Below are 13,921 nucleotides of genomic sequence, written 5' to 3'. Positions count from 1 at the left end.
ATTTTCTTAACCTCGTTCACAAAGAGAATATATCAAATATTGTATAATATAAATTAAATAATTAACAATAAAAATATATCATTTGATATAATAAATATGTAAAATGATTAAATTTAAGAAAAGAGAAATTTACATTAACGTTATTTATATTATATATATTCTTTGTTAAAATTATTATAATTAATAAATAAAAACTAAATCTTTATTATAGCAGGTGGAAAAAATGTATAAAGAATCATATTACAATTACTTTTTAGAAATAGATAAAGTTCCGGTATTAGTTAACTTAAGAACAGGAGCAATAGCAGAAGTAAAACATGAAAATGTTCAAAAAATAAAAGAAATATTAAAAGGGAATATAGTTGATGATGAATTATTTGAACAATTAAAATATGGTGGATATATTATAGAAAAAGATTATAATGAATATGAAGAAATAAAAATGAGAAATTATAGAGCGCGATTTGATAATTCTCGAGCAACGTTTACAATAATTCCAACTTTCCAATGCAATTTTGATTGTGTATATTGTTATGAAACAAAAAGAAATAAAATAATGACAATAGAAAAAGCAGAAGAAATAGCAGATTATATAATCAACACAAGCAAGAATAAAAAAATAATATCAATAGGTTGGTTTGGTGGAGAACCATTGATGAACTTTAAAGTCATTGAATATATAAATAAAAAAATAATAGATGAAAGTGAAGCAGAACTATTTTCATCAATGTCATCAAATGGATATTTATTGAATTATATAGATATATCAAAATTTGATGAATTAAAAATAAAAAATGTTCAGATAACTCTTGATGGAATAGAAGAAACACACGATAAATATCGACCATTAGTTGGTGGAGGAAAAACATTTAAAAAAATAATAGAAGGGATAGAAACGTTATTTGAAAATACAAAAGAAACAAATGTATCAATAAGAGTAAATGTAGGTCCTGAAAATTATGAAAAAATAGAGAAATTATTTGATTATTTAGAGAAGTTTCCAAAAGAAAGAATGAAAATATATTTTAGATGGATATTCCAGGCATCAGAAAGGAATGAAGAATTTCATATACATGTTAGAGATTTCAGAAAAGAAAATTCATTTACAAAACTCTCAAAATTATATGAAATAGCAATAAATAGAGGATTTAAAGTAATGTTACCAATATTAAATGGAGATATGTATTGCGAATTTGATAATGTATATAATATGGTAATTGGTCCAGAAGGGGAAATATATCCATGTACAGTTGCAGTAGAAGAAGGAATGGAAATGGGGAAAATAGAAAATGGAAAAATAAAATTAGAAACAAAAAAACAGTTAAAATGGCATAGTTATAATGGATATGAAGATAAAAATTGTAAAGAATGCAAAATATTACCGTTATGTCATGGCGGATGTAGAAATGCTGCACTTCGTGGAAGCAAAGGCTGTCCTGAAGAAAAAAGAGAAACAGAAAGTTTTATAAAATTATGGTATAGAGTAAAAAATTTGAAAAAAAGATGGTGATTAAATGAAGCCATCTAAATATAATACATTAATAGAAAAAGAAGACGGTAGTCTTCTTCTTTTTAATGGAATGACCAATGCAATATTGAAAGTAGAAAAGAAAAATGTCGATAAAATAAAAAAAATATTATCAGGCAAAATAAAAATTGATAAAGATATAGAAATACTTAAAAAAGGTGGATTTATAATAGAAGATGATAAAGACGAATTAAGCGATATAATAGCGAAATATAAAAAATTTCAATTTTCAAACGATTATTTTCATTTAACAGTGACAATGACAACCAATTGTAATTTTAATTGTAAATATTGTTATCAAATCCAGGCAAAAGAAATAAGCGTAAAACCATTTAAGATAAACAATATAAAGGAAAATACAATAGAATCAATAATAACGTTAATAAAAGAAAAAATAAAAGAAAGAAAACCAAAAATATTCAGCGTAACTTTTTGGGGTGGAGAACCACTATTAGAAAAGAAAAAAATAAAAAAAATAAGCGAAAAAATTAAAAAGATTTGCGAAAAAGAAAAAGTGGAATATGACGCATTTATAATAACAAATGGATATTTACTTGATAAAATAACCATAAAAGAACTGAAAGATTCTGGAATAAAAAAATTAATAATAACACTGGATGGAACAGAAGAAGAACACAATAAATTAAGATTATTAAAAAATGGAAAAGGAACATTTAAAAGAATATATGAAAATATAAAAAATGCATCAAAAGAAATTTTTGTAAAAATAAGAATTAATGTGTTTCCACACAATATAGAAAGTATAAAAAGATTAATAGATAAAATATCTGAAGATAGATTAAAGGTGGAAATAAATTTAAGACAGGGTGAAATGGGAGATAATAAAAAATTGAAATCATTCACCTTAAAAGAATTTGCCAAAATAGAAAGTGAATTATATAATTATATAATAGAAAAGATAGATTACTATAATTTCAATCCATTTTTAAAAATAAATCAAGCAAGATGTGATGCGACAAGTATAAACTCATTAGTAATAGATGCAGATGGGAAATTATATAAATGTTGGGGAGAAATTGGTGGTATTTCAAAAGAAATTGGCGAATTAAAAGAAAATGGTAAAATGAAATTAAACTACAGAAAAAACATATGGCTCGCAATAGATCCATTTGATGAAGAATGTAAAAGTTGTAAAGTATTACCATATTGTATGGGAGGATGTATATTGGGTAAAGTATTAGCAGAAAAATATGGTGTAATAGAATACGGAAGGGAAAGATGTCTTCCAATAAAATATAATTTAGAAGAAATGATATTATTAACAGAAAAAACATATGGGAGGCGAAAAAATGGAATTCGTAAATGAACCAAGAGAAGAAAGTTTATTTTCGTTTTGTGATTTTGGAAAAGATAAAGTAGAAAACTGTGATGAATGTAGTAATCAAGGATGTGAACAAAATGCTAAATGCAAAGGAGAAGATAAAGGATTCTGGAATTGGTGTGATGACTAAAAATGAAAAAATTATGGAAATTTATAAATTATATAAAAAGAGATATACTCATATGGAAAAGTTATAAAACACAGGCAGTACTGGGAATACTCAGTGGATTCTTAGGATTATTACAATTTGGATTCATGGGAAGGTTCATAGCTCAGGGTAATTACTTTCCAATGATTGAACAATATGGGGGAAATATTCTTGCATATTTCATATCTGGAAGCGTATTCATGAGTTATACTACTCTCTCTCTAACAACATTTAAAAGTGTAATAAGACAGGAGCAGGTAATGGGAACAATAGAATACCTGCTCCTGTCCGAAACTCCATTATGGGAAGTGTTTATATACACTATATTCTCAAAATTGATATTTACAATATTAAATACAGGAATTGTATTTGTATTTTTAATATATACATTTGATGTAGAAATAAAAATGAATATAATATCTTCAATAATATTATTAATAATAACAATGATAAGTTTAAGTGGAATAGGATTATTAAGTGCCGGATTCATAGTAATAACCAAAAAAGGTGATCCAGTAAGCTGGGTATATTCATTCTTAACTGGAATGTTTTCTGGAATATATTATCCAGTAGAAATATTACCAAAATGGTTAAGAGGTATATCTTATATATTACCAACAACATATGCAATGGATGGATTGAGAAAAACATTAATAAATGGATATAGTTTATACCAGATAAAAGAGGATATAATAATATTGATTATAATGACAATAATAATATTGCCAATAGGAATGTACTGGTTTAAAAACAGTTTTGATAAGGCAAGGAAATATGGAACAATATCGCAATATTAGGATGTGAAAAAATGAAAAAAATAATAGAAATAAAAAATTTGACAAAAATATACAAAAATGAGATAAAAGCATTAAAAAACATAAATCTTACAATAAACAGAGGAGAAAAAATAACAATATTCGGCTCAAATGGAGCAGGAAAAACAACATTAATAAAAACAATAGGGATGTTTATAATACCCGATGAAGGTGAAATAAAAATAAAAGGATATGACATAAAAAAAGAAGTAAAACAAATAAAAAAATTAATATCGATAGCAACATCAAATGAAAGGTCATTTTACTATAGATTGAATTTAGAAGAAAATTTAAATTTTTTTGGAATGTTAAATAATCTAACAGGAAAAGAATTAAAAAAGAAAGTGGAAAAAGGTTTAAAAGAAATGGGGTTATACGAAAACAGAAAAATCAAATATATGGAAGCATCAACAGGAATGAAAAGACGACTGAATTTAGCAAGGGCATTAATAAAAGAAGCGGAAATATATTTATTAGATGAACCGACAAATGGAGTGGATATAGAAACAAAGATGAAAATATATGAAATAATGGAAGAATTATCCAGAAATGAAAAAACAATAATATTAGCAAGTCATGATGTAAGTGAAATAGAAAAAACAGATAGAATAGTGGTATTAAAAAAAGGAGAAATAACAGCAGACATAAAAACAGACGAATTACTGGAAAAAACAACGAGAAAAAACGAAGAACGGTTGTTGGAATTAATAAAATGAATAGTTCGTTTTTATGGTCTCTAATTATAATTTGAATTCTTTTTACTTGAAAAATAGATAAGGGAATGAAAAATGAAAAATCTAAAATTATTATTTAAATACATTATAATATACTCTTTTTTTTATTAATAATAGGAACATAGATAAGAAATTCATATTAGTATCTTTTTTGTTTTTTATGATGTTCTTAATAAATTATTTAATAAATCTTATATCAAAACAAACTTATATCAGAATATCTAAAAAAGTAGATAGTCAATTTGAAGAAGATATTTTAAAGAAAAATGCAAAACTAAGATATGACATATTAGAAAATCATGAAAATTATGAATTAATTGAAAGAATATATGATAATTCTGAAAATGCAATAACAATTGGATTAAATGAAATAAGTGCATTTATAAAAATAATAGTAGAAATATTATCAATATCAGCAATAATAATAAAAAGTAGCATACTAATAGGAACCATAGTGCTTATATTATTAATACTAATGGCGATATAATAGGTTATTATAGTGGAGAACGCGAATATGAATCATATACAGAATCTATGAAATATTTTCGTAAAGCAAAAGTTTATGATTTAATGTTAAATACAGGTGAAATGGCAGATGAAAGAGTATTATTCGATTATGGCGATAATATAGCAAATAAATTTGAAAATTTATATGAAAAAGCTAGAAGAATAGATATTAAAGCAACAATGAAAAACATAGTAAGAGTAAAAATATTAAGTATATTAATGGCTGTATTAGCTTTTGGTATTTCTGCAAGTTTATTATTCGTTTTAAAATCTGGAAAAATAAGCTCAGGAATGTTTATAAGTATAACAGGTGCTGTATTTAATTTAATACATCCAATGTCCTGGACATTTTCAAATATAGTAAAGGATTTAGTAAGACGTATAAATTATATAAAAGATTATCAAAAGTATATAAATTTACCAGAGATAGAAAAAGACATATATTTAATAACGAAAAATATTGAAGATATAAAAGCAATAGAATTTAAAAATGTGTCATTTAAATATCCAAACTCAAATAAATGGATATTAAATAATATTAATCTTAAATTAGAAAAAGGAAAAACATATGCATTTGTAGGGGAAAATGGAGCAGGAAAAACAACAATAATAAAATTATTACTTGGATTATATGAAGAATACGAAGGTGAAATATACATTAACAATAAAAAGCAAAAAAACACAAATATAGAAGAATGGTATAAATATTTTTCTATTGTTTATCAAGACTATACAAAATATCCTTTAACTTTAGAGGGAAATATAAAAATAGGAGATGTGAAAAAGAATAATAATGAACTATATAATAATATAATTCATTTAACTGGTATAGATAAAATAATGAAAAAATTACCCGAAAAAGAAAAAACTAAACTGGGATACATTAACGGGAAAGGTTATAACTTATCAGAAGGTCAATGGCAAAAAGTAATTATGGCAAGGGCTTTATATAGAGATGCTCCAATACAAATATTTGATGAACCAACATCGGCACTTGATCCTATAGCAGAAAGAGAAATATTTGAAAGATTTTTTTCTATACCATATAAATCGATAAAGATTTTAATTACACATAGACTAGGTGGAATAAGATATGCAGACGAAATAATAGTTTTTTCAAATGGAAAAATTATCGAAAGGGGAAGTCATAATGATTTAATTAGAAAAGAAGGTGTGTATTATGAAATGTTTGAAAAGCAAAGAAGATGGTATGGTGAATAATACAACAAAACTATTCAATGTATTTATTAATATTGCTAAAATATCTCCTATAAGATTTTTTTTGCAATACATGTTTTCAATAGTTGATGCGATATCTTTAGGCATGGTTACAGTTCAAATGCAAAAGGTGTTCGATAATGCTATTAAATACTTTAATAATAATAGTGAATACAAAATGATATTATTAAATCTTATATATTTGATGTTTTTTGCTATACTATCAGAAGTTTCAAGTGGAATATCAGAGTATTTTGGAGAATATTATCATGATATCACATTAAAAACTGTATTAAAAAACTTAAATTTAAAAATTTCAAAAATTTCACCAAATTATTTTAATGTACCAGAAAATAGAAATATAATTAATTCTGCAATAATCGGTGCTAAATCAGTAAGGAGTTTATTAAATATAATAATGGATATAGTATTTTTGTATATTCCATATTATATATTTATAGAGCTATACTTGATATCCCTAAATCCATTATTAGGTATAAGTATATTATTGATATTTGTTCCGACAATAATTTCACAAATTATAAAGAAAAAGTATTATGAAAAACTTGAAAAAACACATGCCCCTTTGAGAAGAGAAAAAGAAATATATTCATCATATATAAAAAATAAAAATTATTTAAAGGAAACACGTACATTAGGAGCAACAAAATATATAATTAATCTATTTAAAAAAACTAACTATAATTATTATGATTTAAAATTGATCTATCAAAGAAAGTTAAATAAAATAGAAGCCTTATCAAAATTAATAAATATAATAGGGTATATGAGCATTTTAGGGTTGAGTATATATTTAATAATAAATAACAAAATAACGGTTGGAGCATTCGCAGCTGTATATGCTTCTATTTCAAATTTATTTGGCTTATTTGAAGAAATATTTGAATATAGGTTGCAAAATGCTGTAGAAATATTTGTGAAAGTAAAAAAATATATAAACTTTTTAAATTATGACGAAAAATTGAAAGATGGGAAAAATACTATAGATGAAATAACAAATATAGAATTAAAAAATATATTTTTTATGTATCCATCAGGGAAAATGGCAATTGAGAATATTAATTTAAAAATAGAAAAAGGAGATAGAATAGCAATTATAGGGAAAAATGGTGCTGGAAAAACAACGTTATCAAAATTAATATTGGGATTATATAGTCCTCAAAGGGGAGAAATATATTATAATGGAATAGCTTCTTCTTTGTTATCTTTAGATTCAATAAGAAGAAGAGGAACTGCTGTATTTCAGAATTTTAATAAATATAAGATTTCTTTGAAAGAAAATATATCTGTTAGTGATATGAAAAATGAAAATAATGAAGAAAAAATAAAAGATACATTGAATTATGCTGGAATAAATTATAATAATAAAAAATTTATTAATGGCATAAATACAATATTATCAAAGGAATTTGATGGTGTAGAACTTTCAGGTGGTCAATGGCAAAAAGTAGCAATAGGAAGAGGAATTTTTAAAGATTATGATATTATAATACTCGACGAACCAACATCGGCACTTGATCCGATAGCTGAAAATGAATTATACGAAAAATTTGAAGAAATAAGCAAAGGAAAAATAGCAATAATAATAACACATAGATTAGCTTCTATAAAGTATTGTAATAAGATAGTGATTATGGATAATGGAAAAATAATTGATATAGGAACTCATAAAGAGTTGATTAATAGGTCAGAATATTATAGAAATTTATGGTATGCTCAATCGGAATTATATATAAAGAATAAATAAAATACAATTATATAATTGAAGCATAATAAAGAAAATATAAACCTGGTAGATTGAAATTACCAGGGTTATATAATTTATATTTCCTGATCCATTAAAGTTGAAGTAATATATATTTTAATGTATAATATAATTTGAAATTTTTTAGAAATATAAAATAAAATTTTATTGGAAGGAGGATAATATGAAAAAATACTTTGAAATAATAAAAAATAAAAGAATAGAGTTTATAGTGCTTTTAATATTTACAGGGATATTGAATTTTTTTGAAGGTCTAATACAACCATTAATGGTTAAATGGTTATTTGATGAAGCAATATTAAAAATGAATTTTAGAAAATTTGTATTATTAAGTATTATTTATCTTGGATTGGGAATAACATTTGTAATATTATTTTATATACATAGTCTCTGGAAGAAAAAGTATGAAAACAAGATAGTGTTAAATCTTGAATCTGAATTATTGAAAAAAACTTTAAATCATGATTTAAAAGAATTCAATAAAAAAGGATTCGGATATTTTGTAAATTCAATACACAAAGATGTTCAAGAAGGTATAGTCCCATACATAGAAATGATTTTAAATATAGTATCAATGATAATATCAGAAATAGCATTATTAATCGCAATGTTTTATATATCCTGGAAAGCATCATTAATATTATTTATAATAGTTCCACCATTAATGTACATAGCGACTATTGTTAGTCAAAAAGTAAGAGATAAGACTGCAATTGAAAGAGAAAAAGAAGGAGAATATTTAAACTATTTAACTAAAACACTAAAAGCTTTTAAAATATTAAAAATATTTACTCACATATTTGAGAAAAGTGCGGCTAAACATAGAAAATACTTAGAAGAATATTTAAATAGCAGTTATGAAAGTCATAAAGCAATAAAATCAGCACAAGTATTGGGTGATATAATAAGAAATTCAGCAGACGCAACTTCATTAATAGTAGCAGGATATTTTGTATTAATAGGTAAATTAAGTTTTGGCGGATTTGTGGCAATAATAAACTCATTCTGGCGAGCAGTATCATCATTATTTGGAATAATAAAATCAATACCTGAAGTACAAAGATTTTCAGAAATATTAGATAGAATAATAAAATTATTAGATTTAAAGGATAAAAAATATTATGATATAGATAATAAAATAAGACTGGAAAATATCAAATTATCTTATGAAAACAAAAATATATTAGACATAAAAGAATTAAATATAGAACCATCAAAAAAAATATTAATAGTAGGAAAAAATGGAATTGGAAAAACAACAATTTTAGATATAATATCAGGTCATCTATTACCAGATAATGGAAAAATAACAAGACCACAAACAGTAATATCATTAACTGCTCCATTAGAATTACCAGAATTAAAAATAAAAGAATTGATAAAAGATGAAGAAATACTTAAAAAACTTGATTTAGAAAAACTAAAAGAAAAAGAAACATCAAAATTATCAGCGGGAGAAAAACAAAAAGTAGGAATTGGAATAGCGCTTGAAAAAGAAGGAGATGTATATATATTCGATGAACCAGTAGCAAATATAGATGAAAAAAGTAAAAAGAAAATTTTTGAGTTGATATTAGAAAAAACTAAAGATAAGATTTTAATAATGGTATTACACGGAGAAAAAGAATTTTACAATCTTTTTGATGAAATAATAGATATAAGTCAAATTAGTTTTGCTAAAAAAGCATAACAAGTAATTTTTCATATAAAAGTCTAACAATGTATAATAAAGAATAAATAAAAATTCTCTTCCTGAAAAATATCGGGAAGAGAATTTTTTATATAATCATCTATTTATGCTATATTAAGTAGTTTAACTTCAGTAAATCGTTCTTTACCGAAGTTAAAGGATATTCTTAAAACGTTTATTCAAAGGATTTTGATAAAAATAAAGATATTTACTTTTTTTAGTATCAACCCATTATAAAAGTTTCGATATATTTAATACAAATTATTTTATACATTGTATATATTACATATAATGTATATACTGTTTTATCTACATAATTTAATTTTTTGTCTGAATTTTTATTTTATGTATTATATATAATACACATTATATTGTATATTGTTATTTTGATTTATATATCAGCATACAGACTATTTATATAAATTTATTAATGTAAATATCTTCTTGTTATAAATTTATATTATACTATAAGTTATATATTTTATATTATATTGTATATCAAATATATAATCAAACTCATTAATATTATCTGCGTGATGTAATATGAATGATATTATACATTGTATATATTATATATAATGTATAATATTCAAAGTGATAAAAGCTATCCATATAAAGAAAGAACTAAAGGGATAATCCAAAAATAATTAATTAATATAGAAAAAATGCTCATAAAACAGCTATTTTATGCATTATTAAAGGATTCTTCTTAACTTCGGTAAATTTTGATTTACCGAAGTAAAAACATAAAACAATTTTTATTTATTAAATTGATTTTTATCAAATTAATAAAAACGCTTATAATCAAACGAAGATATCAAATATGATTAATTTATCATCAAAATTTTTTAGAACACCTCATATCGCCTGATTCTTTTTAAGCGAAAATTACTCAAATATTACATTTTATTTAACGTAGAACTTTAATTTAAGGATATGTTTTACCTTTTACATTAGTCTCTATTTTTTATTTTTTTATGTTGTGTATAAAAATAATTAGAATTTGCAAAAGATATCTTTGCTAAATATAACTTTACAAAATTTATATTTGTATTTTTGAGATGATATGTGAAAAAAATTAACAGAAAAAGAAAAGAGCTTTTATAAAAAAGAATTGACATTTATTATAATAAAGTATATAATTATACTATCCAGTATAATACTGATTAGTATAATACTAGTTAATATAATTTTATGAGGTGATATTATGAAATTTTATAATAGAAAAAAAGAAAGTTCTTTCTTTGAGAATAATATTATTAATGAAAAAAAGAAAAAATTTGTTGTAATGTATGGCAGAAGAAGAATTGGTAAAACAACTTTAATTAAAGAAGTATTTAAAAATAAAAAGAATGTTTTATATTATTTTGTTGAAGTAAAAAAAGAAGAAACTTTACTTAAAGATTTTAGCTTATCTTTTTCAAAAGCTATATATTCTGATTGGTATGACCTTTTTTCGGATTTATTTGATAAATATGATTATATAATATTTGATGAATTTCAAAATTTTTTCAAAGTCAATCAAGAGATTTTATATGCACTTCAACATGCTTGGGATGAAAATAAAAATAATACTAAAATGATAGTATTAGGTTCTTATGTTGGGATGATGAAAAAAATATTTACTGATAAAAAAATGCCTTTGTATGGAAGAAATGATTACATTATGAAAATAAAAGAATTCTCATTAAAGGATTCAATAATTATGCTAAAAGATTTTGGATATAATATTATAGAATCTTTTGAAATTTATGCTATGGTAGGTGGAATACCAAAATATTTATGGTTATTTGAAAAAAAGAAAAGTTTAAAGGAACTTATATATGATATTTTTCTTGATGATTTTTCTCCTTTAAGAGAGGAAGCAAAAAACATATTAATTTCGGAATTTGGATCAGAACATAAATCGTATTTTTCTATACTTGAAGCATTAGCAGGTGGTTTAAAAACAAGTTCAGAAATAGCAGATATTTCCGGTATACCTATTACTAATGTCTCTAAATATATAAAAGAGTTATCTGAGATATATGAAATTATTTCAAAAAAAACTCCGCTTTTATATCAAAAAAAGAAAAACATGAAATATGCTATTATAGATAATTATTACAACTTCTATTTCAATAACATATATAAAAATTACTCCCTATTAGAATTTTCTCCAAAAAAAGCTGTAGAAAAAATATATAATAATTTTTCTACCTATATGGGATTCCAATTTGAAGAAATTTCAAAAAAGTTTATTATTGAAAATCCAGAAATATTTGGATTTATTCCAGAAGAAATTGGATCGACTTGGGGCAGAGTACCATACGAAAAAAATGAATCATTTGATATTGATATAGTTGCAAAAGATAAAAACAATATTTTATTTGGAGAATGCAAATGGACTAATAAAAAAGTTGGTGTTGAAGTGTATGATAAATTAAAACTAAGAAGTGAATTTATAAAATCTAAAGCTTTAAATAAAAAATATGTGATTTTTTCAAAAAGTGGTTTTACTGAAGATTTGTTAAATTTCAAAAATGATAACTTATTTTTATTTACTCCTGAAAATATGGGAAAATTTATATTCAATTAAAACAAAGAACTTCCCAAAAACTGGAAGTTCTTTATTTATTATATTTTATCGTTTTAAAAATAATAAAATGAGGTTTTTTATTTAATTTCTTATAATTTCTCTCATCTTGTTCTTTGAATTTTCCTATTGGTTTTGGTTCAATAATTCTTTCTATTAAAAAGTTATTATTATATAAACTATTAGAAATTTTATTAAAAGATCTATGATAAAAATAAACTGGAATCTTATTTATTACATCTTCAAGTAATATCTCTTCAAAATAATTTTCTAAACTAAAGTATAAATATGTCATTATAGGATGATGAATGGAAAATATTAACTTTCCTTTTGGTTTTAATATTCTACTTAATTCTTTTAAAGTAAAATCTAAATTTTTTACATAATGTAAGGTTAAAGAGGAAATAATTAAATCAAAATAATTATCTTTAAAACTAAGTTTTTCATTTAAATTTGCGACATATACTTCAGCTTTCTCATTAATTCTTTTTTTAGTTGATTCAACCATTTTTTCAGAAAAATCTATAGCAACAACTTCTTTTGCTCCATTATTTATGAGCCATTCAGTATAATAGCCTGCTCCACATCCTGCATCTAAAACTCTTAAATCATTAACTTTTCCAATTGCATTTATCATAGCTGGTCTTTCGTAATATGCATTAAAAGCTTTTGTATCTACATCTTTTGCATAATGTTCTGCTAATTTATCATAATTGCTTTTCAATTTCTTTTCCATATTAATCCCCTTTCTGTACTTTTTATTATTATATCATTTAATTATATTAAAACATACCATATGATATAATATTATTAATAAAAAATGGAGGAATATTATGAGCAATATGTTAGAAGAAATTATCAAAGAAATGAATGAAAATTATAATGAAAAGAAAGCTAAAGGAAATTATAAGTTTTTTCAAACACATCCTGGTGGATATGGTGAAGGTGATGATTTTTTAGGTTTAACTGTTCCTATACAAAGAAAAATAGCAAAAAAATATAAAAATTTACCTTTAGAAGATGTAGAAAAACTTTTACAATCAAAATATCATGAACATAGATTAATTGCATTATATATTTTAATTCTTAATTTCAAAAATAAAAAAGAAGAAGTAATTGATATATATTTGAGGAATTTAGAAAGAGTAAATAATTGGGATTTAGTTGATTCCTCTGCACCATATCTATTAGGTCCCTATTTAGAAGATAAAGATAGAAGTATATTGTATGAATTAGCTAAATCTGATAATCTTTGGAAACAAAGAATTGCAATTATAACTACATTATATTTTATAAAAAATAATGATTTTGAAGATGCTCTAAAAATAAGTGAAATACTATTAAATCACAAACACGATTTAATTCATAAAGCTGTTGGATGGACGCTACGAGAAATTGGTAAAAGAGATAAAAAAGTTGAAGAGGCATTTTTAAAAAAATATTATAAAAATATGCCAAGGACAATGCTTAGATATGCTATAGAAAAATACCCTGAAGGAGAAAGACAAAAAATTCTTAAAGGGATATGGTAAAAAGTTTTCATTCATAAATTTCATTTTTTATTATATTATAATTGGG

Annotated in this window: 12 protein-coding genes; 11 read left to right on the top strand and 1 reads right to left on the bottom strand. The window is 23.3% G+C overall.

From position 1 onward, the window contains the following. Positions 1–223 precede the first annotated feature (223 nt). The 10 genes from ACZ5CK_RS05115 (at position 224) to ACZ5CK_RS05070 (ending at position 12,346) form a co-directional block, all read left to right on the top strand. Positions 224–1,510, top strand: a complete 1,287-nt coding sequence (locus ACZ5CK_RS05115) for a radical SAM protein (RefSeq protein ID WP_464582827.1) — start codon at positions 224–226, stop codon at positions 1,508–1,510. 4 nt (positions 1,511–1,514) lie between these two features. After that, positions 1,515–2,855: a radical SAM protein gene (locus ACZ5CK_RS05110; protein WP_464582825.1), complete on the top strand. Its 1,341-nt coding sequence runs from the start codon at positions 1,515–1,517 to the stop codon at positions 2,853–2,855. Then, on the top strand, positions 2,839–3,000 hold the full coding sequence (locus tag ACZ5CK_RS05105; RefSeq protein WP_464582824.1) for a hypothetical protein: 162 nt from the start codon (positions 2,839–2,841) through the stop codon (positions 2,998–3,000). The genes ACZ5CK_RS05110 and ACZ5CK_RS05105 overlap by 17 nt, the downstream gene beginning before the upstream one ends. A 2-nt stretch (positions 3,001–3,002) precedes the next feature. Beyond that, positions 3,003–3,815, top strand: coding sequence for an ABC transporter permease (locus ACZ5CK_RS05100; RefSeq protein WP_464582823.1), 813 nt, complete (start codon positions 3,003–3,005; stop codon positions 3,813–3,815). Between the two features lie 11 nt (positions 3,816–3,826). Beyond that, positions 3,827–4,549: an ABC transporter ATP-binding protein gene (locus tag ACZ5CK_RS05095; RefSeq protein ID WP_464582821.1), complete on the top strand. Its 723-nt coding sequence runs from the start codon at positions 3,827–3,829 to the stop codon at positions 4,547–4,549. A gap of 169 nt (positions 4,550–4,718) precedes the next feature. Next, the gene (locus ACZ5CK_RS05090; protein WP_464582819.1) at positions 4,719–5,054 is read left to right on the top strand and encodes a hypothetical protein; all 336 of its coding nucleotides are present in this window, start codon (positions 4,719–4,721) and stop codon (positions 5,052–5,054) included. A gap of 47 nt (positions 5,055–5,101) precedes the next feature. Beyond that, positions 5,102–6,295 carry an ATP-binding cassette domain-containing protein gene (locus tag ACZ5CK_RS05085; RefSeq protein ID WP_464582818.1) on the top strand — a complete coding sequence of 398 codons (1,194 nt, stop codon included), beginning with the start codon at positions 5,102–5,104 and terminating at the stop codon, positions 6,293–6,295. Continuing rightward, on the top strand, positions 6,255–8,060 hold the full coding sequence (locus ACZ5CK_RS05080) for an ABC transporter ATP-binding protein (protein WP_464582816.1): 1,806 nt from the start codon (positions 6,255–6,257) through the stop codon (positions 8,058–8,060). The genes ACZ5CK_RS05085 and ACZ5CK_RS05080 overlap by 41 nt, the downstream gene beginning before the upstream one ends. 181 nt (positions 8,061–8,241) lie before the next feature. Further along, the gene (locus ACZ5CK_RS05075; protein ID WP_464582815.1) at positions 8,242–9,768 is read left to right on the top strand and encodes an ABC transporter transmembrane domain-containing protein; all 1,527 of its coding nucleotides are present in this window, start codon (positions 8,242–8,244) and stop codon (positions 9,766–9,768) included. 1,207 nt (positions 9,769–10,975) lie between these two features. Further along, positions 10,976–12,346 carry an ATP-binding protein gene (locus tag ACZ5CK_RS05070; protein ID WP_464582814.1) on the top strand — a complete coding sequence of 457 codons (1,371 nt, stop codon included), beginning with the start codon at positions 10,976–10,978 and terminating at the stop codon, positions 12,344–12,346. A gap of 31 nt (positions 12,347–12,377) precedes the next feature. Here the strand turns inward: ACZ5CK_RS05070 and ACZ5CK_RS05065 are convergent, their stop codons facing one another. Beyond that, positions 12,378–13,079 carry a class I SAM-dependent methyltransferase gene (locus ACZ5CK_RS05065; protein WP_464582813.1) on the bottom strand — a complete coding sequence of 234 codons (702 nt, stop codon included), beginning with the start codon at positions 13,077–13,079 and terminating at the stop codon, positions 12,378–12,380. Between the two features lie 106 nt (positions 13,080–13,185). On the opposite strand from ACZ5CK_RS05065, the gene ACZ5CK_RS05060 reads away from it, so the two are divergent. Next, entirely contained in the window at positions 13,186–13,875 is a 690-nt protein-coding gene (locus ACZ5CK_RS05060; protein WP_464582955.1) for a DNA alkylation repair protein, read from the top strand. Positions 13,876–13,921 lie beyond the last annotated feature (46 nt).

The sequence above is a fragment of the Marinitoga okinawensis genome (genome assembly GCF_055387075.1).
Note: the sequence above shows the minus strand (reverse complement) of the source record. Positions and strands in the feature narration are given on the sequence as shown.

Coding starts and splice junctions, on each gene's coding strand:
- ACZ5CK_RS05085 (WP_464582818.1), top strand. CDS start 5,102: ATGAAATATTTTCGTAAAGCAAAAGTTTATGATTTAATGTTAAATACA.
- ACZ5CK_RS05060 (WP_464582955.1), top strand. CDS start 13,186: ATGTTAGAAGAAATTATCAAAGAAATGAATGAAAATTATAATGAAAAG.
- ACZ5CK_RS05100 (WP_464582823.1), top strand. CDS start 3,003: ATGAAAAAATTATGGAAATTTATAAATTATATAAAAAGAGATATACTC.
- ACZ5CK_RS05070 (WP_464582814.1), top strand. CDS start 10,976: ATGAAATTTTATAATAGAAAAAAAGAAAGTTCTTTCTTTGAGAATAAT.
- ACZ5CK_RS05065 (WP_464582813.1), bottom strand. CDS start 13,079: ATGGAAAAGAAATTGAAAAGCAATTATGATAAATTAGCAGAACATTAT.
- ACZ5CK_RS05110 (WP_464582825.1), top strand. CDS start 1,515: ATGAAGCCATCTAAATATAATACATTAATAGAAAAAGAAGACGGTAGT.
- ACZ5CK_RS05095 (WP_464582821.1), top strand. CDS start 3,827: ATGAAAAAAATAATAGAAATAAAAAATTTGACAAAAATATACAAAAAT.
- ACZ5CK_RS05075 (WP_464582815.1), top strand. CDS start 8,242: ATGAAAAAATACTTTGAAATAATAAAAAATAAAAGAATAGAGTTTATA.
- ACZ5CK_RS05080 (WP_464582816.1), top strand. CDS start 6,255: ATGAAATGTTTGAAAAGCAAAGAAGATGGTATGGTGAATAATACAACA.
- ACZ5CK_RS05105 (WP_464582824.1), top strand. CDS start 2,839: ATGGAATTCGTAAATGAACCAAGAGAAGAAAGTTTATTTTCGTTTTGT.
- ACZ5CK_RS05115 (WP_464582827.1), top strand. CDS start 224: ATGTATAAAGAATCATATTACAATTACTTTTTAGAAATAGATAAAGTT.